This window comes from uncultured Microbulbifer sp. (assembly GCF_947504145.1).
Taxonomy (GTDB): Bacteria; Pseudomonadota; Gammaproteobacteria; order Pseudomonadales; family Cellvibrionaceae; genus Microbulbifer.
Genome location: NZ_CANNGQ010000001.1, coordinates 444,247 through 471,053, shown reverse-complemented (window position 1 = coordinate 471,053; position 26,807 = coordinate 444,247). Strand labels below are relative to the sequence as shown.

Below are 26,807 nucleotides of genomic sequence, written 5' to 3'. Positions count from 1 at the left end.
TTTCCTGTGCTCTTTGAAACACAGATCTTTTTTATAAATCAGAAGCTGTTGCCCAGTGAGAACTGGAACACTTCAATTTCATCATCCTCATTCTCTTCCAGCGCTTTGGAGAGACTGAAGGTGAGAGGGCCAAAGCCGGTAATCCAGGTCAGGCCGATACCCGCCGAAACGTTGATATGTTTGGCGTCGATATCGTAACAGTTCAGCTGAGATACACCACAGCTGGTACTGAAAACATTGCCCGCATCAATAAAAAATGCCGACTGCATGGAGCGCTGATCTTTTACGAACGGAATCGGGAAGATGACTTCTGCACTACCTTCCACCAGGATATTGCCACCGAAGGGGTCCGGGCGACGGCCAGAAGAAATCGTCTCAAGCTCTCCCGTGGAATCATTGAGCACGTAAGAAACCGTCAATTCATCCGCATCGACGACCCCATCACCATTGGTATCCTCCCACGCGGAAGTTTCAGTACGGTAGTTCTCTGCGGGGGTTGAACGCGGGCCCAGGGAGTTCCGCTCGAAGCCGCGCACCGAGCCAAAACCACCGCCGTAGAAGTTTTCAAAGAATGGCAGCTGATCGGTATCCCCATAGCCTTCCGCATAACCCAAACGGGTGCGCAGGCGTAAGGTGAGATCCTTGGTCAGAGGACGGAAATACTGGGCGGTGTAAATGAATTTGTAGTATTCAAGATCGCCACCGGGCAGCGCGATTTCCATCGATGCCCGCTGGGAAGCACCACGAGTTGCCAGAATACCGCGGTTCAAAGTGGATCGTGCATAAGAGGTGGTCAGCGACCAGGTATCGAATTCATCACCGTAGAGGTCCACAAAACCATCGGGGTTGGTATTCAGCAATCCGGTGTCCACCGGTTGGGCAAAATCAAACTCAATCGGGTCCGGCACCTGCTCCCCGTCAGGCCCTTCAACGGTATTGCTGAGATCTGCAATCGCCTGACTGACATCATCCGAATCCATCTGCGTATCGACACTAGGATAAGGGAGCGGGCTATCTTTGATTTCCTGAACGGAACTACTGTGCGTACTCAATTCCAGGTGGTTGAAACCGACGTTCAGACCCACGCGGGAAATTTCAGAAATTGGATAGCCGAAGCTGAGGCCCGCACCATAAGTGGTGGTGTTATAGCTGGAGAGGTTGATCTCTGAGTAATCCCGCTCCTGGTAAAACACATTAAAGCCACGGCTTACACCGTCCGGCGTGAAATAGGGATCGGTGTAGGAAAAGTTCACCACCGACTGGTACCTGGAGGTGTTCACCGCAAAACCGACGGATTTGCCGGTACCCAACCAGTTGTTCTCCTGAACGTTCGCACCCAGTACCAGACCGCTTCCCTGGGCGTAGCCCACGGTGCCGCCAATGGTGCCAGAGGGCTGCTCTTCAACCGTGTATTCCACATCGATCTGATCGGAAGTGCCGGGCACCTCGGTGGTTTCCACCTGTACTTCCTTGAAGTAACCGAGGCGTTCAAGGCGCACCTTGGATTGCTCGATACGCGCAGAAGACGCAGATGCAGATTCCATCTGGCGCATCTCGCGGCGCAGCACATCGTCAGAGGTGCGCGTGTTGCCGCGGAAATTGATACGGCGCACGTAGGCGCGATTACCCGGATCAATAAAGAACGTAACTTTTACCGTCTTATCTTCTTCATTGGCTTCCGGCATGCCGTTGACTTCGGCAAAGGTGTAGCCCTCGTTACCCAGCCGCTTGGTGATGTAGTCCGAGGTGGTGGTCATTCGCACCTGGGAGAACGTCTGCCCCTTACGCACCAGCAATAGTCGACGAATCTCTTCTTCGGATACCACCGGGTCACCGGCGAGCTCCACGTCGGACACCTTGTAAATGTCACCCTCAGTAATATTGACGGTAATAAATACACTCTGCTTGTCCGGGCTCAGGGAGACCTGGGTCGAGTCGATTTTGAATTCCAGATAACCGCGGTCGAGATAGTAAGACTCCAACCGTTCCAGGTCACCGGTCAGCTTTTCCCTGGAATACTTGTCGTCACTGTTCAGCCAGGACAGCCAGCCAGTGGTCTGCAGCTCGAAAATCTCAGCCAGTTCGTCGTCGGAAAAAGCTTGATTGCCTACGACATTGATATGCTTGATCGCGGCGACAGAACCTTCATCCACCACAACCTTCAGTTCCACCTGGTTGCGCGGCAGCTCGTTGACTTCAGTTTTCACACTGGCGCCGTAACGGCCTTGTGCCACGTACTGGCGCTGCAACTCCTGGGCCAGGCCTTCGAGGGTCGCGCGCTTGAAGATCTGCCCTTCTGCAAGGCCATTATCGTTCATGCCCTTCATCAGATCTTCGGTCTTGATCGCTTTGTTACCGGTGATTTCAATCTTGGAAATCGCCGGGCGCTCGCGCACAGTAATCACCAGCACACCATTTTCCCGGCCTATCTGGATATCCTGGAAATAACCGGTTCGGAATAACGCGCGCGTTGCACTCTGGATATCCAGGCTTTCGATCTGGTCGCCCACCCTTACCGGCAGGGAAGCAAACACGCTACCCGCAGACACACGCTGCAGGCCTTCAACGCGAATATCGTTGACTACAAACGACTGGGCATAGGCGGCAACAGGCAGTGCCAGGCCGAGCGAAGCCGCTTTCAGGAAATTCTTCATCTACTAATTCCGAGTTGTTATTCGCAATTCCAACCGGGCCCGTTCGCCCGTACATACATCGCCAGCGCCGATCCGTCCGATCGGGGCTGGACTCTAAAGGCGCAGGATATCGTTGTACAACGCCAGCGCCATGATACCGAGCACCATCGCCATACCTACCTGCAACCCGACCATCTGTACCCGCTCCGATACCGGAGAGCCCTTGATGGCCTCAATACCGTAGTAGAGCAGATGCCCGCCGTCGAGCACCGGGATGGGCAGCAGATTCAACACACCAAGACTGATGCTAAGCAATGCCAGCAGGGACAGGAATGACTGCCAGCCCGCGTCCGCCGAAGTGCCGGCCACTTTAGCAATGGTGATAGGGCCACTCAAGTTGCGGGTTGAGAGCTGCCCGAACAATAGTTTTTTCAGGCTCTCCAGGGTGAATACCGTTTTACCCCAGGTCTCTTCCAACCCCTTGCTGAAGGCGCCCAATACCCCGTAGTGGTATCGACGCACCCGGTCTTCCGGCCAGGAGGTCGCCACTGGTAAAACACCAATGCGCCCTATTTCCTCACCAGTATCGAGTTTTACCGCATCCGGAGTCAGCGAAACCTGCTGCTCTGCACCATCACGCACGACCTTTACGTCCAACACCTGGTCCGGGCGCGCCTTGATATAGGTGGTCCAGGCGTCCCAACTGTCGAACGCCTGGCCGTCAGTACCGACAATCTCATCTCCGGCCTTCAGGCCACCCTGTTCCGCAGGGCTCCCCGGAACCACCTGAGCAAGCTGCATGCTTACCGATGGCGTCCAGAGTTTGATACCGATTTCCTGCAGAGGGTCGGGCACTTCCTGGCCCGCCAGCCAGCGCTCTACATCGGCGTACATATGATATTCAAGGGTGGAGTCCGGGTAGCGCACCGAGAACTTGATATGCCCGGTATCCCCCAGACGGTTGGCGAGCTGCCAATTGAGCGCCTGCCAAGTGGGCGTGGCCTTGTCATCGACGGCGATAATCTCCTGGCCGGATTCCAGCCCAGCGTATGCCGCGAGACTACCCGGCTCCACCTTGTCGACAATAGGAACCGCACCGGAGGTGCCACCCAGAAAAACACACCAGAAGAGCACGATGGCCAGCAGGAAGTTGGCGATGGGGCCCGCTGCGGCGATCGCCATCCGCTTCCAGACGCTCTTGCGATTGAAGGCCTGATCCAGCTCTGCCGGCGGCACGTTCCCCTCGCGCTCGTCAAGCATCTTGACGTAGCCACCCAGGGGGATCGCGGAAATTGTGAATTCGGTGCCATGGCGATCGTAGCGCGACACCAGCCGGCGGCCGAAGCCTACGGAAAATCGCAGCACCTTGACCCCACACCAGCGCGCCACAATAAAGTGGCCGAACTCGTGAAAGCTCACCAGCACACCGAGGGCAATCAGGGCCCAGACTGCAGTTTGTAAGAAATCTAGCATGGGGGTCAGTTTACATTGATCTCGATTGCGGGCACGGCTGGTCTTCAGAGACACCGTACAACTCTTCCAAAATGTCGCAGGCCCGCTCGCGAGCGATCCGGTCAGCGAGTTCGACTGCATTCAGGTCTGTCAGTTCAACCACTTCGCTGGTTTTCATGACCTTTTCAATCAGCCGGGCGATCCCGGTGAACGGTAACTGGCCGTTAAGGAAGGCCTCGACGGCCACCTCATTGGCGGCATTCAGAACCGTGGGCGCACTTCCCCCCACTTCCATTGCCTCCCGCGCCAGTCGCAGACACGGAAAACGCGCCTCATCCGGCGCTTCAAAATCGAGCCGCCCCTGGCGAATCAGGTCCAGGGCCGCAACACCACTGTCGATGCGATCCGGGAACGAGAGCGCGTGGGCGATTGGGGTGCGCATGTCCGGATTGCCCATCTGTGCCAGAAGCGAGCCATCCCGGTACTGCACCATGGAGTGCACGATACTCTGGGGATGAACCACTACTTCAATATCCGCCGGACTGGCGTGAAAAAGATAGCAGGCTTCAATGAATTCCAGCCCCTTGTTCATCATGGTGGCGGAATCCACCGATATCTTACGCCCCATGGACCAGTTGGGGTGCGCGCAGGCTTCGTCGGGTGTCACTGAATCCAGCGCCGAAGGTGGCGTGGTGCGAAAGGGGCCACCGGAGCCGGTCAACAGAATGCGCTCAACACCTGCGCTCTCGAGTGTTTTACAGGGGTACGGCAGGCACTGGAAAATGGCATTGTGCTCACTATCGATTGGCAGCAGCTGCGCGTCACTTTCCGCCAACGCCCCCATAAACAGGGGCCCGGCCATAACCAGGGATTCTTTATTCGCGAGCAGGACCTTTTTGCCCCCGCGCACCGCCGCGAGGGTTGGCTTGAGCCCTGCCGCGCCAACAATCGCCGCCATGACCACCGAAACCCGGGAATCGGACGCCACCTGGCACAGTGCATCCATACCCCAGAGCACTTCCGTGGGCAGATGTTCGCCCTGAAGCAGGTGCCGAAGCTCGTTGGCCCTGTCTTCTTCGAGTACCACAGCGTAGCGCGGCGAGTATTTACGACACTGCTGCGCCAGATCTTCCACGCGCTCACGCGCGGTCAGGGCAAATACAGAATATCTGTCCGGGTGGCGAGCCAGTACATCGAGAGTACTTACACCGATAGAACCGGTGGAGCCGAGCACACAGACAGATTGTGGAGCGAAGGAATGCATGAAAACGAACTACCTCTGAGCCCCACCGGCACACCGGGGAAAACCGGTGGCGGGGCCAATTTTCGTTAACGACTCGCGAGCTGGGCGATCCACAGACAAAGCGCCCGGTTTACAGATACTTGGGAAGTTCACTGGCCAGGGCCGCCATGGTAAATACCGGCAGCGCCGCTGTAAGACTGTCCAGACGATCGAGAATACCGCCGTGTCCCGGCAGAATACGACTGCTGTCTTTGATACCCCGATGGCGCTTGAACATACTCTCGACCAGGTCCCCGATCACCGACGCCAGCGCGGTAACCAGAACCCCGAAGGTAAACAGAATCGTGTTTTTAGTGGGCAGGTCAAAGGCGATGGACACCCCCAGCGCCAACACCAGACAGGCGGCCAGGCCGCCAAAGAACCCCTCCCAGGATTTGCCAGGGCTCACTTCCCGCGCCAGCTTGTGCTTGCCAAATTTGCGCCCGACAAAATAGGCACCCACATCCGCGGCAACCACTACCGCCACCACAAACAGCACCAACCAGGCACCGTGATCCAGCCCCTGCAAGATGACGACTGAAAGCCAGGCGGGCACCAGCACCACAAGGCCTATCAGGCCGCGTGCCCAGCGATTCCCCCACAGCATGGCGCTGGCGGGATATCCCTGCACCCACAAAAAAGCCAGCGCCCACCAGCCACAGGCAACCGCCAGAATCTGGCGGGCGCGGTCAGTATCGGGGTTGGAGAAATCGAAATCGAAGACGTAGCGCGCGGTGCCGACCAGTGCAGCACCCAACGCCGCAAGGAATACGAACCGCAGAGCGCGATTCAGGTTGGACAGATTGGCCCATTCCCAGCCACCGAGAAGTATGACACCAGCAATGGCAATGGCGAACCATTGCAGTGGCACCCAGAACAGCAGCCCCAGAAAAAGAGCCACCAACACCAGCGCGGTAATTATTCGTTGTTTTAGCACCGTTAAACCCTTGATCAATTTATTCTGGTGACCGGCCGCATCCGAGAATTCGGCCGGGATAGATTCACCCCGGCCCTCAGGCCTGCGCCTCCAGGCCGTCCTGACTGCGCCCACCATAGCGGCGATCACGCCGCTGGTATGCTTTCAGCGCTTCGTCCAGCGCCTGTGTATCAAAATCCGGCCACAGGGTTTCAGTAAAATAAAACTCACTGTAGGCGGCTTGCCAGAGTATGAAATTACTGATGCGTTGCTCGCCACTGGAGCGAATCAACAGATCAACCGGCGGCAGGTCCGCCAACTGCACACGCTCACCCAAGGCCGCGTCATCGATGGACTCTACGGAGCGCTCGCCCCTAGCCACCTCTTCGGCCAGCGCGCGGGCTGCCTGGGCGATATCCCATTGACCGCCGTAATCCGCAGCAATCACGAGCGTACCGCTTGCGCCATCGCGGGTCAGCTCTTCGGCCTCCACAATGGCCCGCTGCAACCGCGGCGAAAAGCGGTCCCGGCGACCAATCACCCGCAGGCGTACACCCTGCTCCCGCATCTTGCGCGCCTCGCGACGCAAGTAGGAGTGGAACAGCGTCATCAACAGTTCCACTTCCTTGGGCGGGCGCTGCCAGTTTTCACTGGAAAAGGCGAACAGCGTAAGCACCTCAATATGGCGCTCCTTGCAAGCCTCAATCAGATCGCGAATCCGTTCGACCCCGGCCTTGTGGCCAGCGGAGGGAGACAGTCCACGGCGTGCGGCCCAACGACCGTTGCCATCCATGATGATGGCAACATGGCGAGGTCCCAACCGCTCAAACCCTGTCTCACCGGTACCACCTGTAGACATCAGATTTCCATCAGGTCTTTTTCTTTTGCCGACAGTGCTTTTTCCACTTCAGCTACGTATTTGTCCGTCAGCTTCTGGATCTCGTCCGCCGCACGACGCTCGTCGTCCTCAGAGATTTCCTTGTCTTTGGTCAGCGCCTTCACTTCGGCCAGTGCGTCGCGGCGGTTGTTGCGAATAGATACCCGCGCGTTCTCTGCCTCGCCTTTGGCCTGCTTGATGAAGTTTTTACGGGTTTCCTCGGTGAGCATCGGCATCGGAATACGGATTACCGCACCCGCTGTGCTCGGGTTCAAACCGAGATCCGACTTCATGATGGCCTTTTCGATGTCGGGCACCAGGTTCTTTTCCCAGGGCGTCACCGACAGGGTGCGCGCATCTTCCACGTTGACGTTGGCCACCTGGGAAAGCGGCGCATCGGAACCGTAGTAGGAAACCTGGATACCATCGAGAATACTCGGGTGCGCACGGCCAGTGCGGATTTTATTGAAGTTGGTACCCAGTGCATCCAGGGCCTTCTTCATACGCTGTTCCGCGCCTTTCTTGATATCGTCAATCACTGATTCACATCCTCTTCAATAAGTGTGCCCTCTTCACCACCCACAACGATATTCAGCAGTGCGCCGGTCTTATCCATCCGGAAAACCCGCACCGGCATGTTGTGCTCGCGGCAGAGGCAGATTGCGGTTAGATCCATTACGCCGAGCTTCTTATCCAGAACCTCGTCGTAAGTAAGTTGGTCGTAGCGGGTAGCATCCGGCACCAGCACCGGATCCGCGGAGTAAACACCGTCTACTTTGGTCGCCTTCAGTACCATCTCCGCTTCAATCTCGATACCGCGCAGGCAGGCAGCGGAATCGGTGGTGAAAAACGGATTGCCGGTACCGGCGGCAAAAATCAATACTTCTCCCCGCTCCAGGTAACGGATAGCGGCACGGCGATCGTAGTGATCCACGATGCCGCTCATCTGGATCGCGGACATGACCCGGGAGGAGATGTTGGAGCGCTCAAGCGCGTCACGCAGTGCTAGCGCATTCATTACGGTGGCCAGCATGCCCATGTGGTCACCGGTAACCCGGTCAAGGCCGGCCGCATTCAGGGCCGCGCCGCGGAACAGGTTGCCGCCGCCGACCACCAGGCCAACCTGGACTCCAATTCCCACCAACTGGCCAATTTCAAGGGCCATTTTATCCAGCACTTTGGGGCTGATACCAAACCCCTGCTCGCCCATCAGCTCCTCTCCGCTGAGCTTTAACAGGATTCGCTTGTACTTACGGTCTTTAATACCTGGCATCCCTTGTTCCTCAACTGTCACGGGCTAAATTCTGTGTTGAGACGCAAACGGCATTCCAGTTTGCGCCCGCCGAACATTACAACAAATTCGGCGCTATACCTATGGCCCCGCCGCTCAGGAGGGCTCATTAACTCTATATTCGGCCCTGCCCTCCACCCAACTGCTCAAATTATGAACACAAGGATGTGCGCAAGCCAGATACTACAACGGGGTGCCCCGGCAGTATTCTGATGAACACCCCGGGAGCACCCCGCTGACGCCAGCGGCACAAGGCCACTGGCAAAACAGGCATCAAGAGCTGGATTTAACCTGTGCAGCCACTTCTGCTGCAAAGTCCACCTCTTCCTTCTCAATACCTTCACCCACTTCGAAACGCACGAAGTTGGATACATCACCACCGGCATCCTTAACCAGCTTACCAATGGAGACGTCCGGGTTCTTAACGAAAGGCTGTTCCACCAGGCTGTTTTCCTTGAGGAACTTCTTGATGCGGCCGCCCATCATCTTCTCGACGATCTCAGCAGGCTTGCCTTCCATATCCGGCTGCGCCTTGATGATGTCCTTTTCCTTCTCCAGCACGTCTGCCGGCATATCTTCCGGCTTGACAACCTGCGGGTTGACCGCAGTTACGTGCATGGCCACGTCGCGTGCGGTTTCCGCATCGCCACCGCTCAGGGCAACAATTGCCGCAATACGGTTGTTGGAGTGTACGTAGGCACCGACCACCGGGGCTTCAACCAGCTGAACACGACGCACGCCGATGTTCTCACCGATTTTCTGTACCAGCGCTTCACGCGCTTCTTCCAGCTCGCCTTCCATCAGTGCAGCAACATCTACCTGACGATCGGCAAACGCCTTATCAACAACCTTGGCAACAAACGCCTTGAAACCTTCGTCACGCGCTACGAAATCGGTCTCGGAGTTCACTTCTACCAGAACACCGTAGCTGCCATCTTCGGCAACCTTGGCGGCAACAACGCCATCGGCAGCGGTGCGGCCAGCTTTTTTAGCCGCTTTCAGGCCGGAGGCCTTACGCAGATCTTCAATCGCTTTTTCGATATCACCATCGGCCTCGGTCAGTGCTTTTTTGCACTCCATCATCGGCAGGCCGGTGCGCTCGCGCAGTTCTTTTACCATTGACGCGGTAATCGCCATGATTCAATCCTCGGGTTCAGATTCAAATTCTTGGATGGATTTGAAAAAAAGGGGCCGGATAAGCGGCCCCTTTTCCCTGCAGCGTAACTCAATAATGTTACACCGCCAGTAGCCTGCGGCTATGACTCAATAATCAAGAGTCAGCAGCAGCCTGATCGTCGCTTGCTTCTACGTATTCGCTCTGCGCAGCACCGCCCGCTTCGGAGGTACCGGCCACAACGGCGTCGGCCACCGCAGTGGTGTACAGCTTGATGGCGCGAATGGCGTCATCGTTGCCGGGGATTACGTAGTCAACGCCTTCAGGGCTGCTATTGGTATCAACGATACCAATAACCGGGATACCCAGCTTGTTGGCTTCCTGAATAGCGATGCGCTCGTGCTCAACGTCGATCACGAACAGCGCGTCGGGCAGGCCACCCATGTCTTTGATACCACCGATGGAGCGCTCGAGCTTATCCATGGTGCGAGTACGCATCAGAGCTTCTTTCTTGGTCAGCTTTTCGAAGGTGCCGTCCAGGGACTGGGCTTCGAGTTCGCGGTAACGTCGGATGGAAGCGCGGATGGTTTTGTAGTTGGTGAGCATACCACCCAGCCAGCGGTTGCTGACGTAAGGCTGACCTGCACGCTCGGCCTGCTCTTTGATGGACTTCTGCGCAGCGCGCTTGGTGCCAACGAAAAGAACTTTCTTCTTCTGCGCTGCCATGCCTTTGACGACTTGCAGAGCTTCATTGAAGGCCGGAACAGTGTGCTCCAGGTTGATGATGTGGATCTTGTTACGGGCACCAAAGATGAATTGACCCATCTTAGGGTTCCAGTAGCGGGTCTGGTGACCAAAGTGGACACCAGCCTGCAGCATATCGCGCATGCTGACTTGCGGCATAATAAACCTCAGTTTTCAAATGGAAGCGGCGGACACTACTAAAACGGCCGATCGCTCCCCGGGTTACATCCTCCATATACCCCATTCACCAATCCCCACCATCAAAACTGACAATGAAGACACCCAGGAGAATGTGCCGGTATATGTGCGGCGTTTGTTCAGGGCCAAGGAAAATTCCCGCCCCGGTTTGGTTTGTTTCGCCCGGGCACCGCCCAAAGCGGCGCGCTTTATACCACATTACACTGGGCGCTGGAAGTATAGGCTCGCAAGGAGAGCGCCTGAGACCACCCCAATCTGCACCTCCGCCCCGATAATGCTGCAGGGCGGTAATTCCGCTACAATACCGCGCCGCACGGGCATCGCCCCAACCGCAGGTACTGTCGCTGGATGCTGACAATCTGCGCACAAATGTACAGAATTTCCGGGAAAATCCATGACCAATGCCGTAAAGACCCCCGAACAGATCGCTAAAATGCGCACCGCCGGCCGCCTGGCTGCCGAAGTGCTGGAAATGATTGGCGAGTATGTTGTTCCCGGTGTCACCACGGAAGAGCTGGACCGCCGCTGCCACGACCATATCGTCAACGTCCAACAGGCCATCCCTGCGTGTCTGGGCTACCGCGGCTTCCCCAAGTCCATCTGCACTTCCGTAAACGAAGTGATCTGCCACGGCATCCCTTCGGAATCCAAGGTGCTGAAGAAAGGCGACATCATCAATATTGACGTTACGGTCATCAAGGATGGCTGGTACGGCGACACCTCCAAAATGTACTTCGTCGGCAAGCCGGTTCCCCACGCCGAACGCCTGGTGAAAATCACCCAGGAATGCCTGTACAAGGCCATCGAGATCGTGCGCCCCGGGACTACCTTGGGCGATATCGGTCACGTCATCCAGCAGCACGCCGAGAAAAACTACTACTCCGTGGTAAAAGATTTCTGCGGACACGGGATTGGCGATGTGTTTCACGAAGACCCGCAGATTCTTCATTACGGTAAGCCAGGCACTGGTCAGGCACTGGAAGAAGGCATGACCTTCACCATTGAACCCATGATCAACGCCGGCAAGCCCGGCAGCCGCGTACTGCGCGACGGCTGGACTGCAGTTACCGTAGACCGTCGTCTGTCCGCCCAATGGGAGCACACCATGGCAGTGACGTCAGATGGTGTCGAAATCCTGACCGCGCGCAAGGAAGAATCGTTTTAAACCGGTCACTACAAACCGGAAAACGCGCGAAATTGGCTTTTACCGATCGCGGTAGCGGCCAGGGAAGGAACAACCGGCAACAGGGGCAGATCGCACACAAGCGGCCCCCTGCGCCGAACCGGAATCGATACAGATGAATTCCCCAAAGCTGGCCCAGATCCCGCACTTTGAAAAGCCCCTGTTCTTCTTTGACCAGTCTCGCTTCCGGCGCGACCTGGAAGCCGGTGAGCGCCCGGCACTGGAGATTTTCAAGGACGCGGTGGGCGCCGCCGACACACATATGGGCCGCCGCTTTCGCGAGGGCGAAGACGTGCGCACCCTGGTGTACGAGCGCGCCCTGTTTGTGGACTGCCTGCTGCACTATGCCTGGCACCAGTTCCAATGGTCGGACGATATCAGCCTACTGGCGGTGGGCGGCTACGGCCGCGGTGAACTGCACCCAAAATCTGACATCGACCTGCTGATCCTCAGCCGCGAAAAGCTCGACGGCTGCACTGTGGACAATATCGAACGCTTGGTCGCCTTCCTGTGGGACCTGAAGCTGGACATTGGCCACGCAGTGCGAACTGTTGACCACTGTATTGAGATGGCCGCGGAAGACATCACCGTGGCCACCAACCTGATGGAGTGCCGCACGGTTGTCGGCAACCCGGCCCTGGGTGAAGACCTGGCCGAACGCATGACTCCGGAGGAGATCTGGCCTGCAGACAAATTCTTCAGTGCCAAATACGACGAGCAAGAATCCCGCCACAGTCGGCAACAGGGAGCCGAGTACAACCTCGAACCCAATATCAAAAATGCCCCCGGTGGCCTGCGGGATATCCAGACCATCAACTGGGTAGCCAAACGCTACTTCAAAGTGCGCACCCTCAAGCAGCTTCAGGGCAAAGGGTTTTTCACCGAAGAAGAGTTCGCCATTCTGCAGTCCGGCGAAGACTTCCTGTGGCGGGTACGCTACGGCCTGCACCTGCTGGCCGGACGCCCGGAAGAGCGCCTGCTGTTCGACTACCAGCGCGAGCTGGCGCGGGAATTCGGTTATAAGGACAACGACACGCACCTGGCGGTCGAGCAGTTCATGCACAACTACTACCGTATCGTCATGGCGCTACGGGAACTGAACGACGTAATGCTGCAATTCCTCGACGAGGTAATTTTGCAGCGCGGTAAACACCTGCCAGTTACCCCTATCAACGAGCGCTTCCAGCTGCGCGGCAACACTATTGAAGCCGCAGTCACGCGTACGTTTATCGAATACCCTCCGGCGCTGCTGGAGATCTTTGTGTTGATGGCCAACAACCCGGAGATTCACGGCGTACGTGCGTCCACCATCCGCTTGATCCGCGAGCACCGCCACCTGATCGACGACCAGTTCCGCGCAGACCCGGCCAATACACGCCTGTTTATGCAACTGTTGCGCAGCCCTCGCGGGCTGTCCACACAGTTAACCCGCATGACCCGCTACGGCATTCTCGGGCGCTATCTGCCCGAGTTCGGTCGCGTGACCGGGCAGATGCAGCACGACCTTTTCCATATCTATACCGTGGACGCCCACACCCTGCAGGTGGTGCGCAATATGCGCAGTTTCCGCGGCGAAGATGCCTGGGAAAAATACCCGCTCGCCGCCGAGATACTGTCGCGTATGCGCAAGCCGGAGCTGCTGTACATCTCCGGCCTGTACCACGATATCGCCAAGGGCCGCGGGGGCGACCACTCCAAGCTGGGCGTTATCGACGCCGATGCCTTCTGCCGCCGCCACGGGCTCTCCGCGCGGGATCGCCGCCTGGTATGTTGGCTGGTGGAAAAACACCTGCTGATGAGTGCGGTATCCCAGAAGCAGGATATTTCCGACCCGGAAGTGGTACACGCCTTCGCCGCCGAAGTGGGCGACCGCGAACACCTGGATTACCTGTTTGCATTGACCGTCGCCGACATCAATGCAACCAACCCGGACCTGTGGAACAGCTGGCGTGCCAGCCTGATGCGCCAGCTCTACCAACACACCCAACGCGCCCTGCGCCGCGGTCTGGAAAACCCCATCGACCGCGACGAAATCTACGTGGAAACCCAGGCGCAGGCACGCAATATGCTGCGCGCCATGGGGCTGCCCAGCAATGCGGTGGAAGACATCTGGTCGGAAATGGGTGAAGACTATTTCGTGCGCGAAAGTGCCGACAATATTACCTGGCACACCGCCGCCATTTATCAGCTGCAAAAAGATCCGCAGCGGGACGAAGACACCGATACTGTGGTGCTCACCCGCAACTCCGGCCCCGGTGAGCACGACGGAGCCACCGAAGTGTTCGTGTACACACCCGACCGCGCCAACGTGTTTGCCGCGGTGGTAACCGGCCTCGACATGCTCAACCTGAACATTCACGACGCGCGCCTGTACAGCTCCGCCGGCGGTTATACCCTGGATACCTTTTATGTACTGGACGAATCCGGGCAACCACTGCTGGACGAGCCCCACCGCCTGGAACAGATCCGCAATACCCTGCAGCAGGAACTGAAACTGGTTGAGGACTACTCCAAGGTCATCAAACGCCGCACCCCGCGTCGTCTGAAAATGTTCCACCTGCCCAGCCAGGCCCACATTTCCACCGAGCCGGAAGACACCTACAGTACTCTGGAAATCACCAGTGCCGACCGCCCGGGCCTGCTGGCACGGATCGCACGTATTTTCATTACCCACGACCTGCGTCTACACAACGCCAAAATTTCCACATTGGGGGAGCGCGTCGAAGATATCTTCCATATCACCGATGCCGAGGATCAGCCACTCACCGACGAAACGCTGATCGAGACACTGGAACAGGCCATCTGCCAGGAACTGGATGCGCACCAGGCAACACTGCCACCACAACCCTGATGTGCAGCTGCGTTACACACTGAGACCGAAACATTCAGACCAGAACACTGGCACCGAAAAAAAGCCAGCAAGCAGAAAAATGATGAACCCGAATTTGCAACAGCTGCAGCCCTACCCCTTCGCCAAACTGGCGAAACTGAAGGAGGGGCTGGAACCACCGGCAGAACTCGCGCATATCGCACTATCGATTGGCGAACCCAAGCACACGCCCCCCGCGTTTGTGCGTGATGAACTGATTGATAACCTGAACAAACTCTCCGCCTATCCGCTCACCAAAGGACTGGATCCTTTGCGGGAAACCATCGCTGGCTGGCTGTGTGAGCGTTTTAAACTGGACGTGGTGAATGCAGAAACCCAGGTCATTCCCGTCAATGGCACGCGGGAAGCGCTATTCGCTTTTGCCCAAGCGGTAGTGTCTCCCGGGGCAACGGTGTTGATGCCAAACCCCTTCTACCAGATTTACGAAGGCGCAGCGTTTCTGGCTGGAGCCACCCCGCACTTTATAAACTGCAGTGCGGAGACCGCATTCAAACCGGATTTTGATTCCGTCCCGGAAGACGCGTGGAAAAAGTGCGACCTGCTATACCTGTGCACACCAGGCAATCCCACCGGTGCGCTACTTGATATAGACGATCTGAAGCAACTGATCGCGCTCGCCGACCGCTACGACTTCACCATTGCCTCGGACGAGTGCTACTCGGAACTCTATTTCGACGAAGCCCATCCGCCGGCAGGATTGCTACAAGCATGCGCAGAACTCGGGCGCAACGATTACCGCCGCTGTGTGGTATTCCACAGTCTCTCCAAGCGCTCCAACCTCCCCGGCCTGCGCTCCGGCTTTGTTGCCGGTGATGGCGCAATCCTGGAAAAATTTCTGCTCTATCGCACCTACCATGGCTGCGCTATGCCGGTACCTACGCAATACGCCTCAATTGCCGCCTGGCAAGATGAGCAACACGTACAGGAAAACCGCGCCCTCTACCGCGAAAAGTTCGATGCCGTACTGGATATCCTCGACGGCTGCCTGGATGTACAGAAACCCCAGGCCAGCTTTTATCTGTGGCCCAAAGTCGGCGACGGTGAAGCCTTCGCTCGCGAGTTGTTCCGCCAACAACATATCACCGTGCTTCCCGGTGCCTATCTGGCAAGAGAAGCCAACGGCATAAATCCCGGCGCGGAATATGTACGCATGGCCCTGGTCGCCACTCTGGGCGAGTGCATAGAAGGCGCAAAACGCATAAAACAGTTTTGCCAGTAGGAGCCTGCCTTCAGGCGAACAAAATGACTGTAAAGAATCTGCTGAAAAACGAACGCGTAGCCTTCGTGCTGAACCGGCTGGAAGAACTCTACCCCGAAACCCCGGTGCCCCTGGATCACTTCGATGCATACTCGCTGCTGGTCGCAGTACTGCTATCTGCCCAGTGCACCGACGAACGGGTGAATCAGATCACCCCTGGTCTCTGGAAACTGGCAGACAACCCCTACGACATGGCGAAGGTCCCGGTGGAGAAAATCCGAGAGGTCATCCGCCCCTGTGGCCTGTCGCCACAGAAATCAAAGGCGATCCAGAGACTCTCCGAAATTCTGGTCAACGAGTACCACGGACAGGTACCGGAAAACATGGCCGCGCTGGAAACGCTGCCGGGCGTTGGCCACAAAACGGCGAGCGTGGTGATGGCACAATCCTTTGGCCACCCGGCATTCCCGGTGGATACCCATATCCACCGACTGGCCCAGCGCTGGGGGCTCACCTCTGGAAAAAATGTGGTACAGACCGAAAAAGACCTGAAGCGCCTGTTCCCGAAAGAGAAGTGGAACAAGCTGCACCTACAGATCATTTTCTACGGGCGCGAATACTGCAGCGCACGGGGCTGTGACGGCACCGTGTGTGAGATCTGCACCACCTGCTATCCCGCGCGCAAGCACCCCAAAAAAATCAAGAAAGCCTGAAGGTATTTCGGGCCAACGAACACAGCGACAGGAAACAACATGATTACCCTTTACGGCATCAAAAATTGCGACACCGTAAAAAAAGCTCGCAAGTGGCTGGAACAAAACAGCGTGGCGTACACCTTCCACGATTTCCGCGAAGATGGCATGAACACAGTGCCGCTGGCGGAGTGGCTGGCGGAGTTTGGCTGGGAGCAGGTGCTGAACCGCCGCTCCACCAGCTGGCGCGCCCTCAGTGAGGCGCAAAAATCAGATATGGACAACAGCAGCGCCGCCGCGCTCGCAGACGAAACGCCCACCCTCATCAAACGTCCAGTAATGACAAAAGGTGAAAGCACCCTGTTCGGCTTCAAGGCCGACAGCTACGCGGACTTCGTCAAGTAACAAACAAAGCACGAAAGTCGCTCCGAACATTCATTCCCAGATTATTCAGACTCAGGAAAAGGAAACGATCATGAGCAACGTATACAGCATCGGCTTCGGCGTCGGTACCTGCAACAGTAAGGGCGAGTGGCTGGAAGTCTATTTCCCTCAGCCACTGCTAAACCCGCAAGACGCCGTATCCACAGCCGTCACCAGCGCACTCAATATCGATGGTGGCAATGTGGCGCTTGCGCTTGAAGAAGCGCAGTTGCAGCCATTGGCCGATCAACTGGAAAGCGCGGGCGCCAACGAACAGGCCGCCATCCTGCGCCAGTTTACCGGCAGCCAGCGCCCGCTGGTCGCCGTGGTTCTGCACAGTGACGAAGCCCCGCAGTCTGTCCCCGAGTCTTACCTGAAGCTGCACCTGCTTTCCCACCGGTTGGTAAAGCCCCACGGCACCAAACTGGACGGTATCTTCGGCCAGCTGGCCAACGTGGCCTGGACCAACCAGGGTGCCATCGACCTCGAAGAGCTCCCTCAGCGCCAGCTGGAAGCGCGCCTGAAAGGCGAGCTGCTGGAAGTATCCTGCGTAGACAAGTTCCCCAAAATGACCAACTACGTGGTACCCAAAGGCGTACGTATCGCCCACACCGGCCGCGTTCGTCTCGGCGCTTACCTGGGTGAAGGCACCACCATCATGCACGAAGGCTTTGTTAACTTTAACGCGGGCACCGAAGGCCCGGGCATGATCGAAGGCCGCATCTCTGCGGGCGTATTCGTCGGTGCCGGTTCCGACCTGGGCGGCGGCAGCTCCACCATGGGCACCCTGTCCGGCGGTGGTAATATCGTCATTTCCTTGGGCGAAGGCTGCCTGCTCGGCGCCAACGCGGGCACCGGCATCCCTCTGGGCGACCGCTGCACCGTAGAGTCCGGCCTGTACATCACTTCCGGTACCAAAGTCGCCCTGCTGGACGACAAAGGCGAAGTGGCCGAGTCTGTAAAAGCCCGCGACCTCGCCGGCAAATCCGACCTGCTGTTCCGCCGCAACTCTTCCACGGGTGCGGTGGAATGCCTGACCAACAAAAGTGCTGTGGAACTGAATGCAGAGCTGCACAGCAACTAAGTTGAATGGACGCTACGGGGCGCACCTAAACGCGCCCCTGTGGCGGCAAAGCGCCTGGTCGAACTTCCCGGCTTCGAACGATAGAACCGGGTAGCCAACTGAATCCATTTAGAATTTTACGTTTTAATGCGAAGGCCTGACTGCTGGGGGCTGTTCGCGAGACCTTCTGCGAGAGGGACCTCGCGGAAGAGTCCCCATGGATGGGTTCACGGCGTGTCTCGCGAACAGCCACCAGCAGGCAGGCCGCCCTACAACAGGAACAGCGCTCCCGATACCACCGAGCAAGAAGATCCCCCCATGACCCCGACTGTAAAACTGACCTGCGACCTGATCAGCAAAAAATCCGTAACCCCCGAAGACGCAGGGTGTATGGAACTGATGCTCCAACGCCTGGAAAAAATCGGTTTCAAAACCGAACACCTGCGCTTCGGCGATACCGACAATTTCTGGACTGTGCGCGGCGAAGACGGCCCATTGTTTGCCTTCGCCGGCCACACCGACGTGGTGCCCACCGGCCCCGAAGAAAACTGGCAGTACCCTCCATTTGAACCACAGATCGTCGACGGCATGCTCTACGGCCGCGGTGCAGCGGATATGAAAGGTTCACTGGCCGCCATGGTCATCGCCTGCGAAGAGTTTGTCGCTGCTCACCCCGACCACAAAGGCCGCATCGCCCTGCTGATTACCAGTGACGAAGAAGGCCCGGCCAAACACGGCACCGTCAAAGTGGTCGAATGGCTGGAAGAACGGGGAGAGAAAATCGATTGGTGCCTCGTGGGCGAGCCCTCCAGCACCACTCTCGCCGGCGACGTCATAAAAAACGGCCGCCGTGGCTCCCTCGGCCTCGAACTGACCATCTTCGGTATCCAGGGTCACGTGGCCTACCCGCACCTGGCCGAAAACCCGGTGCACAAATTGGCCCCGGCCCTCGCCGAACTGGCCGCAGAAGAATGGGATCAGGGTAACAATTTTTTCCCCGCCACTAGCTTCCAGGTCTCCAACATCAACGGTGGCACCGGCGCTACCAACGTGATTCCCGGCGATGTGAAAGTCGTATGCAACTGGCGTTTCTCCACCGAGACAACCGCCGAGCAACTGGAAAACCGCGCCCGCGCCATCTTTGACAAGCACGGCCTCAATTACGAAGCCAACTTCAACCTCTCCGGACACCCCTTCCTCACCGCCGAAGGCCCACTGGTCGAGTCCGCGCAGGCCGCCATCCGCAAGGTCACCGGCCGTGAAACCGAGCTCTCTACCGCCGGCGGCACCTCCGACGGTCGTTTTATCGCCCCAACTGGTGCCCAGGTGGTTGAGCTGGGGCCTGTTAACGCCACCATCCACAAGGTGGACGAGTGCGTAAAAGCAGAAGATCTGGACCTGGTGAAAGACATGTACCGGGAGATTCTCGTTGGCCTGCTGGCCAAGTAAGCGTCGCCAATCGCCGAGAACGTGATGAAAATCACAAACTGGTCGCCCGTTCTATTCTTCAATGGGGAACGGGTGGCGAGCCGATCTATCCCCAGCCCCCTTTTGCCAATTTCCCATACCGCATGACATGGAGTTGATATGCGCCTGGCCACCGCCCTCTGCTTTGCTTTTTCTCTGCTTTCTCTGATTATCCCCTCCGCTTTCGCAGCGCCCGTCGCGCTCGATGACCTGATCCGCCACCCGGAGGTTCACCAGGTAAAACTCTCCCCCACCGGTACTCATATGGCCGTTGCCCGCAGCCACGAAGGGGAGCGGATACTGGTGATTATGACACTGTCACCGCTGAAGATTGCGGGCGCCCTGAGATTTGGTGGCAAGGAACAAGTGGGCGAGTTTTACTGGGCGAATGACGAGCGCGTAGTCGCGGAAGTCATGAGCCGGCGTGCAGCACTGGAAGCACCGGTCAATTACGGCTCCCTGTTCGCAATGAATGTGGACGGCACCCGCAAAAAGACTATTTTTGGCTATGCCGCCGGCGAGCAACAGACCGGCTCCCGTATCAAAAAAGCGGAAGCGACCTACGCGCACGCCACCATTATCGACCCCTTGGTGGACGAGAAAGACGAGATTCTGATCTCCACCTCTCCCTGGGCCAGAGACTGGGAAAGTCACGGCGATGTTTACCGCCTGAATATCTACACCGGGGTACGCAAAAAGGTAGTCGGCCTGCCTCAAGTGGACGGTCGTGCCTACACAGATGGCAAAGGAAACCTGCTGTTTGCGACCGGCAGCAACCGCGACAACGACTACGAACTCTATGCCAAAGCGGAAAATGGCTGGGAACAGGTTACCCACCCGGTGTTACGCAATGCACGCCCGGTAGGGTATGACCACACGCACAATCTCAGCTATCTGGTGGTCGACACCCCCAACGACACCGAAGCCCTGGTGACCTGGGATGCAGAGAACCAGAAGCTGGAAACAATACTGCAACACGATATTGCCGATATCACCGGGATCATCCGCCAACCCAAAACTCACACGCCGATAGGTGCCAGCCTCAACCCGGACTACCCCATTACGGAATTTTTTGACGAGGGCGAGGGCTTTGCGCCTTTTTATCGCGGCCTGAAAAAGGCATTCGAGGGTTACCATATCAGTTTCACCAGCTTCACCCGCGACGGTAAAAAAGGTGTACTGCACGTGTCTGGCGACCGCTTACCCGGAGACTTTTTCCTGGTTGATATGGATTCCAAAAAAGTGGATTTCCTGCTTTCGTCCGCCGACTGGCAAAACCCACACGACCTCAACCCCATGCGCGCAGAGAGTTTTGAGGCGTCCGATGGCTGGCGTATCAGTACCTACCTCACCTTCCCCGCCGGCGGCGAAGACGCCGCCAAATTGCCGATGGTGGTCATGCCACACGGTGGGCCGCATGCGCGGGACTTCTGGGGTTACACCCGCGACGCGCAGATACTGTCCCAGAACGGTTACCTGGTACTTCAGGTCAATTTCCGTGGATCCACCGGTTTCGGCGATCATTTTTACGATGCGGGAAAAAATGAATGGGGCGGAAACATTCAAAGAGATATCGCTGAGGCAGTACAGTGGGCCGTGGCAGAAGGCCACGCCGACCCAGAGCGCGTCTGTATCTACGGGGCCAGCTTTGGCGGTTACTCCGCGTTGATGAATCCCATCCGCTACCCGGAGCTTTACCAGTGCGCCGCGGGCTATGTGGGTGTCTACGATCTGGAACTGCTTTACAAGAAAGGGGATATCCGTCGCCGGGACCGTGGTATTGCTTACCTCAGTGAAACCGTTGGACTAGACCCGGAACATATGCGGGCCAACTCACCGCTCTACCACACCGACAAACTCGACCTGCCGCTGTTTATCATTCACGGTGAAGAGGACGAGCGCGCGCCGGTAGCCCACGCCGAGGCCCTGCTGGAAAAGCTGGAAGCGCAGGGAAAATCGGCACAATCCCTGATTGTGAAGCACGAGGGGCACGGCTTCTACAATGAGGAAAACCGCAAAATGCTGTACACCCAGTTACTCGGGTTCCTCGATGCGCATATTGGTGTGGGTGCCGCAGAGGATTGATGTAGGGCACCCAGACAAAACACGAAACCAGAAACGAAAAAACGCGGCCAATGTGCCGCGTTTTTTTGTGGTGTCCGTTCCGGTCAGTGCAATCTGCCGTGCCGGGTGGTCGGTACCGGAGTCTCACTTTCGTCCAGGCCGTGCGCCATCACGAAATAGTAGAGCACCTGCTCCTCGCCATCGGCTTCCGCCATCAGGTCAAAAATTACTTCGTCTTTTTCACCCGGCGTCACACGTACTGAACTGACCATTTCCGGCTCGATGAATACCTCGCCGATCAGACGCTTGCCGCGCATCAACTGAACCAGCAATGTACGCGGGTTCTCCTGGGTAAAACGCCAGTGGAAATCGTCATCGTCGTAGACGATGGAATCCGGGGTACCGGCGCGAAGAATGCAATTGCAGTGATCGGCAAGCCAGGGCCAAAAGTCCTGTAGCGGTAACGAATCAGTATTGGGCATGGCCGGATCAATCCTCCAGCCGCGCGACGCTTTGCGCACCGCCTTCAAGCCCAAACTCCTCGGCAATCTGCTCGCACCAGTCGTTCAGGCGGTTACCGGTCATCTCTTCCTGCTGGTCTTCATCGATCGCCAGCCCCACAAAAATGTTCTGCTCCGGCACCTCCGCCTTGGAAGCTTCAAATTCATAACCTGTGGTGGGCCAGTGCCCCACAATCACAGCGCCATTGGCCACGATCACGTCGTGCAGCATACCCATGGCATCGAGGAAATAATCGCCGTAGCCGAACTGATCACCGAGGCCAAACAGCGCCACAGTTTTACCGGTAAAATCGATTTCCTGCACATCTTCCCAGAATTCTTCCCAGTCGGACTGGATCTGACCGAAGTCCCAGGTAGGAATGCCGAGGATCAACTGATCGTATTCGCCGATTTCCAGCTGAGTCACGTCGGCGATATCGTGGATCTCCACCCGCTCCTCCCCCAGCCGCGCGGCGATACGCTGGGCGATGCCTTCGGTGTTGCCTTCGTCACTACCGTAAAACAGGCCGATCTTGCTCACTATCACTCCTCAACTGCCAGGTTCTGCCCACACAGCGAATGTGTATGGCAGGTTGCCGGGACTGTACGGCCCCGGTTTGCGGCGGGCATTTTCCCAACAATAGGCAGGTTCAGCAAGGAGCAGGGCCCAGTCTGGGGCGACGGGAGCCAAACAAAAAAGCCCCTGTGGGGTACAGGGGCATCAGGGGGATGGTCTACCGGCTGTTGGGGTGGGCGCCGGTAGCCCGTCAAGCAATCCAATGGAGCGAAGCGGCAATCAGTCTTGGTCGCTCTTTTTGCGCTCCATACGCTCTTCGTGGCGGGCCTTGCGCTCGGCCTTCATCGCGTCCAGCTTGGCTTTCTGCTCATCGGTCAAGATAGATTCGAACTGGGCGCGCTTCTGCTGCATACGCTGCATTTTCTGCACTTCCATCTGACCAATCTTCGCACCGAGGGCGTCCAGAGTGGCCTGGTCGGCACCGGACGCCACTGCTTCGCGCAGCTGCTTGTGCAGCTCCCGCGCCTCTTTGCGCGCGGCTTTGCGGGACTCTTTACCGGCCTCACGGTCGGCTTTCAGCTGTGCTTTCTGGCCTTCAGTCAGGTCCAGCTTTTCCGCCATGTGTTCAAACATACGCTCTTTATGGTGGCCGCCACCGTGATGGCCTTTGTGGCCGCGGTGACCTTCACCGCCATCCGGGAATGCCAGAACCATGCCCGAGGTGGTCAGTGCGCTGCCCAGAACCAGGCTACCTGCAAGTGCTTTCCATTTGTTCATATGCTCATCCTCAAGTGATGCCGATTGGGGATACCGGCTCTGGGTATCCCGGGTTTGGTGTGTTTCGTTTCGTGTTTCCCGAGTCGGTAAGTGCATACTAGGCTCATGCACTGTAAACAGGGGATAACGGCGGTAAACATTTGTTAAGAACGGTAAAACACGCAAAACCTTTCCCCGGAACCCGGTGCTGCTGCGCATATAATCCCTCCATACACAGGCGGTTGCCCTGATTGAGCGAACCGAGAAGCGAATCAACCGGACACACAAGACCCATGAGCCATATCCTGCTGGTCGATGACGACACCGAACTGACAGAGCTGCTGGAAGAGTTTCTGGTAGGAGAAGGATTTGACGTAACCGTTGCGAACGACGGTGGCCGCGGCCTGGAGCTGGCCCGCAGCCAGCCATTTGACGCCCTGGTTCTCGACGTGATGCTGCCGGTACATAACGGCTTTGATGTCCTGCGCAAACTGCGTGAGGACTCAGCCACCCCGGGACATTCACTGCCGGTGGTGATGCTCACCGCCAAAGGCGACACCGTGGACCGCATTGTAGGGCTGGAGATGGGGGCCGACGACTATCTGCCCAAGCCCTGTAATCCCCGGGAACTGGCCGCGCGCCTGCGCGCGATCCTGCGCCGCGGGCGCACCGAAGTGGAAACAAACGATGACAACCTCACCAGCGGCCCATTGCGCCTGCTACCTCGCGAGCATCAGTGCCTGTGGGACGACCAGAGCGTCAACCTGACCGGCGCAGAGTTCTCCGTACTCAAGGTTCTGGTAGAAAATGCTGGCGAGGTGGTCAGCAAGGAAGTCCTTACCGAGCAAGCCCTTGGTCGCAAGCTGATGCCCTACGACCGCTCCATCGATGTGCATGTGAGTAACCTCCGCAAGAAGCTGGCGGAACAGGGTGCCAGCCGCGACCTGATCATCAATATCCGTGGCGCCGGATATATGCTGACGCGCAGTCAGGGGTAAGGGCACGTCATGAGCAGTCTATTCGGCCGGATATTTTTTGGCGCCTGGCTCACCGCAGTAATCATGGTACTGGCGGCGGTATATATCACCCATATCCGCGAGTTTGGCGACCCGGCACAGAAGGACCGCTGGGAGGGTCCGGAGCTGTTCCGGGAGATTACCCACAACCTGCGCATGACCCGCCGCCACGGCAGCGAGCACTTCGTCCATTGGCTGGAACGCCAGCCCGACGACGTCCGCGACCGTATATTCGCCATTGACCGCAGTGGTTCAGAGATTCTCGACCGCCCCATTCCCCAGTCCATGGCGCCCCTGTTCAGCGCACTCAACTACCGCAACCGCGAAGCACACGGCCTGGTGGACAAAAAACCCAGTGTCGGATTTTTCGTGCCCCAGCGCGGCACCGACAATCTGCGCGTGGTGTTTATTGCGGGCAAGAGCAAAGGCGAACTGTTGCTGCGCTTTATCCTGCGCAGCTTCTGGCCGATTCTGGTACTCGCCACCCTCGCCTCCGGGCTCGCGTGCTACTGGCTGGCCCGCTACCTGAGTAAACCCCTCGACAACCTGCGCACTGCAACGCGCCGGGTGGCGGCTGGCGACCTCAGCTACCGGGTCACCCCCACCCTGCGCGGCCACGGCCGGGAGCTGGGTGAACTGGCGGCGGATTTCGACTCGATGACCGCCCAACTACAGGAATCCATGGGCGAACAACGCCGGTTGATCAAGGATGTCTCTCATGAACTGCGCTCGCCCCTGGCCCGTCTGCAAGTAGCCCTGGGCATCGCGCGGCAGAAAAACGTACAGGCCCTGGACCCGGAACTGGACAAGATTGGCAAGGCAGCCGATTACCTGGAAGACATCATCGCCGACATTCTCTCCCTGCCGGTGAGCGGCGACGAGGAACGGCCACTGGACGACGTGGTGGAGGTCAACAGCCTGCTGGCCGCGTTGACCGAAGACCTGAAAGATGAAGCTCGCCAGCGCGGGATATGCCTGGACACTCGCAGCGATGGTCGCGAGTTACTGGTGGCCACCCGCGGCAGTTCACTCACCGCCGCGCTGGAAAACATTTTGCGCAACGCCATCAAGTACAGTGAAGATGGCGGCCGGGTCGCGGTGGAAATAAAACACATAGGCGATCAGTGCACCATTCAGGTCACCGATTCCGGCAACGGCGTGCCGGAATCCGAACTGCAGGCAATCTTCCGCCCCTTCTACCGCACGGATGAAGCCCGCAGCCGCGAGAGCGGGGGGTTTGGCCTGGGGCTGGCCATCGCCCAGCGCACCGTAGTGCAACACAGCGGCACCATTGACGCATTCAACGTACCCGCGGCGGGTCTGGGAATCCGGATTACCCTGCCCCTGCTCGACACAAGCTTTTAATCTGGGAAAGATTGTTCTTCCCTCCCACCCGGCTGGCGAAGAATCGCACTAGTCAGTAAACTCCTCAGTCACAGCTGTACCTGATACCACCCCTCAGCACGGGGTGGAAAACAAAAATGCCGGCCCGCCGGGGCGGCTGACATAAATCTGATCGGGGAGTCCATCGTGCGCTGGATACTGTACATTCTTATTTTTCTCGCCCTGCTGGTACTGGCCGGCTTTCTCTTTCCGCGGGTCGCCACCACCGAACGCAGCGTGTATATCGCGGAACCGCCACAAGTGGTGTTCCCCTATCTGAATAATTTCCGCAACTTCAACAAGTGGTCCCCCTGGTACCAGATAGACCCCGAAACCGAGTACAGCTACGAGGGCTTCCCGGAAGGCAACGGTGCGGTGATGAAATGGACCAGCGACGACCCCAGTGTTGGCAACGGTTCCCAGACAATCACCGCCAGTGAACCCTATTCCCGCGTGGCCACTGCGCTGGATTTCGGTGCACAGGGCCAGGCCAATGCAGAGTTCACCCTGCAGCCCCAGGGCAGCGGCACCAATGTCACCTGGTCTTTTTCCTCCGAGATGGGCGGCAGCCCCATCGCCCGCTGGATGGGATTAATGGTATCCAGAATGGTGGGGCAGTCCTTTGAGCAGGGCCTGCAGAAGTTGAAAAGCACCGTGGAAGAGGAAGCGGGCAACCCGGCGCAAGCGTCACCAGACGCCTCTATGCCTCCTCCCACATCCTCCGAGCCCGGCACCCTGGAGCCGGAAAATGTCGACCCCGGCATGGAAAACCAGATCATTGAAGGGGATGACATCGAAGAGCCGGATACGGATGGCGATGCGCTGGAAGAATTTGATCAGGAAGAACAACCCTGACCCGAGTCAAAAACGAGAAAAGGCAGCTTTCGCTGCCTTTTCTATTTTTACGCCAATGCGTGTACTAAGGTTCTCACCGTCTCCGCGACGGCTTGATGTTGCCCTTCTTCGACGCACCGTTTCCGCGGGTTCCTCGCGATTCGCGCGACCCTCGGGAGTCATCCCCGAAAGAGCTCTTCCCCGAAGCCCCCCTTCCTGAGAAGCTTTTACCGGTACTTTTGCCCGCGGACACTCTCCCCGAGACACTTTTCCCTGAACTGCCTTTCCCCAAACTGCCTTTTCCGGCAGCGGAT

General features: G+C 57.8%; 23 protein-coding genes. 11 read left to right on the top strand and 12 right to left on the bottom strand.

Features of this window, described 5'->3' with window-relative positions:
- Positions 1-38: 38 nt before the first annotated feature.
- The 9 genes from bamA to rpsB form a co-directional block, all read right to left on the bottom strand.
- Positions 39-2,654, bottom strand: coding sequence for an outer membrane protein assembly factor BamA (gene bamA / locus Q1A74_RS02135; protein ID WP_299591953.1), 2,616 nt, complete (start codon positions 2,652-2,654; stop codon positions 39-41).
- A gap of 93 nt (positions 2,655-2,747) precedes the next feature.
- The gene (rseP, locus tag Q1A74_RS02130) at positions 2,748-4,106 is read right to left on the bottom strand and encodes an RIP metalloprotease RseP (protein WP_299591952.1); all 1,359 of its coding nucleotides are present in this window, start codon (positions 4,104-4,106) and stop codon (positions 2,748-2,750) included.
- A 10-nt stretch (positions 4,107-4,116) separates the two neighbouring features.
- Positions 4,117-5,349 carry a 1-deoxy-D-xylulose-5-phosphate reductoisomerase gene (gene ispC, locus Q1A74_RS02125; RefSeq protein ID WP_299591951.1) on the bottom strand — a complete coding sequence of 411 codons (1,233 nt, stop codon included), beginning with the start codon at positions 5,347-5,349 and terminating at the stop codon, positions 4,117-4,119.
- Between the two features lie 109 nt (positions 5,350-5,458).
- A complete protein-coding gene (locus Q1A74_RS02120) occupies positions 5,459-6,304 on the bottom strand; it encodes a phosphatidate cytidylyltransferase (RefSeq protein WP_299591949.1) in 846 nt (281 codons plus the stop codon).
- A 76-nt stretch (positions 6,305-6,380) separates the two neighbouring features.
- Complete coding sequence (gene uppS, locus Q1A74_RS02115; protein WP_299591947.1) at positions 6,381-7,142, bottom strand: polyprenyl diphosphate synthase; 762 nt, start codon at positions 7,140-7,142, stop codon at positions 6,381-6,383.
- Positions 7,142-7,699 carry a ribosome recycling factor gene (gene frr, locus Q1A74_RS02110; protein WP_299591945.1) on the bottom strand — a complete coding sequence of 186 codons (558 nt, stop codon included), beginning with the start codon at positions 7,697-7,699 and terminating at the stop codon, positions 7,142-7,144. The genes uppS and frr overlap by 1 nt, the downstream gene beginning before the upstream one ends.
- The gene (gene pyrH, locus Q1A74_RS02105; RefSeq protein WP_299591943.1) at positions 7,696-8,433 is read right to left on the bottom strand and encodes a UMP kinase; all 738 of its coding nucleotides are present in this window, start codon (positions 8,431-8,433) and stop codon (positions 7,696-7,698) included. The genes frr and pyrH overlap by 4 nt, the downstream gene beginning before the upstream one ends.
- Before the next feature lie 291 nt (positions 8,434-8,724).
- Complete coding sequence (tsf, locus tag Q1A74_RS02100) at positions 8,725-9,588, bottom strand: translation elongation factor Ts (RefSeq protein WP_299591941.1); 864 nt, start codon at positions 9,586-9,588, stop codon at positions 8,725-8,727.
- Between the two features lie 133 nt (positions 9,589-9,721).
- The gene (gene rpsB, locus Q1A74_RS02095) at positions 9,722-10,468 is read right to left on the bottom strand and encodes a 30S ribosomal protein S2 (RefSeq protein ID WP_299591939.1); all 747 of its coding nucleotides are present in this window, start codon (positions 10,466-10,468) and stop codon (positions 9,722-9,724) included.
- Between the two features lie 433 nt (positions 10,469-10,901).
- Here rpsB and map point away from each other — a divergent pair, with 433 nt between their 5' ends.
- The 8 genes from map (at position 10,902) to Q1A74_RS02055 (ending at position 21,508) form a co-directional block, all read left to right on the top strand.
- Entirely contained in the window at positions 10,902-11,672 is a 771-nt protein-coding gene (gene map, locus Q1A74_RS02090) for a type I methionyl aminopeptidase (protein ID WP_299591937.1), read from the top strand.
- A 133-nt stretch (positions 11,673-11,805) separates the two neighbouring features.
- Positions 11,806-14,541, top strand: coding sequence for a [protein-PII] uridylyltransferase (locus Q1A74_RS02085; RefSeq protein WP_299591935.1), 2,736 nt, complete (start codon positions 11,806-11,808; stop codon positions 14,539-14,541).
- Positions 14,542-14,623: 82 nt separating this feature from the next.
- Entirely contained in the window at positions 14,624-15,799 is a 1,176-nt protein-coding gene (gene dapC, locus Q1A74_RS02080; RefSeq protein WP_299593814.1) for a succinyldiaminopimelate transaminase, read from the top strand.
- A gap of 23 nt (positions 15,800-15,822) precedes the next feature.
- The gene (nth, locus tag Q1A74_RS02075; RefSeq protein ID WP_299591933.1) at positions 15,823-16,491 is read left to right on the top strand and encodes an endonuclease III; all 669 of its coding nucleotides are present in this window, start codon (positions 15,823-15,825) and stop codon (positions 16,489-16,491) included.
- Between the two features lie 39 nt (positions 16,492-16,530).
- Entirely contained in the window at positions 16,531-16,875 is a 345-nt protein-coding gene (locus Q1A74_RS02070) for an ArsC family reductase (protein WP_299591931.1), read from the top strand.
- Positions 16,876-16,945: 70 nt separating this feature from the next.
- Positions 16,946-17,977 (top strand): 2,3,4,5-tetrahydropyridine-2,6-dicarboxylate N-succinyltransferase, encoded by a 1,032-nt coding sequence (gene dapD / locus Q1A74_RS02065; RefSeq protein WP_299591929.1) that lies wholly within the window; start codon positions 16,946-16,948, stop codon positions 17,975-17,977.
- A 297-nt stretch (positions 17,978-18,274) separates the two neighbouring features.
- A complete protein-coding gene (gene dapE, locus Q1A74_RS02060; RefSeq protein WP_299591927.1) occupies positions 18,275-19,405 on the top strand; it encodes a succinyl-diaminopimelate desuccinylase in 1,131 nt (376 codons plus the stop codon).
- 138 nt (positions 19,406-19,543) lie between these two features.
- Positions 19,544-21,508: a prolyl oligopeptidase family serine peptidase gene (locus Q1A74_RS02055; protein ID WP_299591925.1), complete on the top strand. Its 1,965-nt coding sequence runs from the start codon at positions 19,544-19,546 to the stop codon at positions 21,506-21,508.
- 83 nt (positions 21,509-21,591) lie between these two features.
- Here the strand turns inward: Q1A74_RS02055 and Q1A74_RS02050 are convergent, their stop codons facing one another.
- From Q1A74_RS02050 to Q1A74_RS02040, 3 genes are all read right to left on the bottom strand, one after another.
- On the bottom strand, positions 21,592-21,969 hold the full coding sequence (locus Q1A74_RS02050; RefSeq protein WP_299591924.1) for a hypothetical protein: 378 nt from the start codon (positions 21,967-21,969) through the stop codon (positions 21,592-21,594).
- 7 nt (positions 21,970-21,976) lie between these two features.
- Positions 21,977-22,528, bottom strand: a complete 552-nt coding sequence (locus tag Q1A74_RS02045; protein ID WP_299591923.1) for a flavodoxin — start codon at positions 22,526-22,528, stop codon at positions 21,977-21,979.
- Positions 22,529-22,783: 255 nt separating this feature from the next.
- On the bottom strand, positions 22,784-23,281 hold the full coding sequence (locus Q1A74_RS02040; RefSeq protein ID WP_299591922.1) for a Spy/CpxP family protein refolding chaperone: 498 nt from the start codon (positions 23,279-23,281) through the stop codon (positions 22,784-22,786).
- A gap of 272 nt (positions 23,282-23,553) precedes the next feature.
- On the opposite strand from Q1A74_RS02040, the gene Q1A74_RS02035 reads away from it, so the two are divergent.
- From Q1A74_RS02035 to Q1A74_RS02025, 3 genes are all read left to right on the top strand, one after another.
- Positions 23,554-24,258 carry a response regulator transcription factor gene (locus Q1A74_RS02035; protein ID WP_299591920.1) on the top strand — a complete coding sequence of 235 codons (705 nt, stop codon included), beginning with the start codon at positions 23,554-23,556 and terminating at the stop codon, positions 24,256-24,258.
- Positions 24,259-24,267: 9 nt separating this feature from the next.
- Positions 24,268-25,641 (top strand): ATP-binding protein, encoded by a 1,374-nt coding sequence (locus Q1A74_RS02030; protein ID WP_299591918.1) that lies wholly within the window; start codon positions 24,268-24,270, stop codon positions 25,639-25,641.
- Between the two features lie 165 nt (positions 25,642-25,806).
- Entirely contained in the window at positions 25,807-26,514 is a 708-nt protein-coding gene (locus tag Q1A74_RS02025; protein WP_299591916.1) for an SRPBCC family protein, read from the top strand.
- The last annotated feature ends 293 nt before the right edge of the window (positions 26,515-26,807 follow it).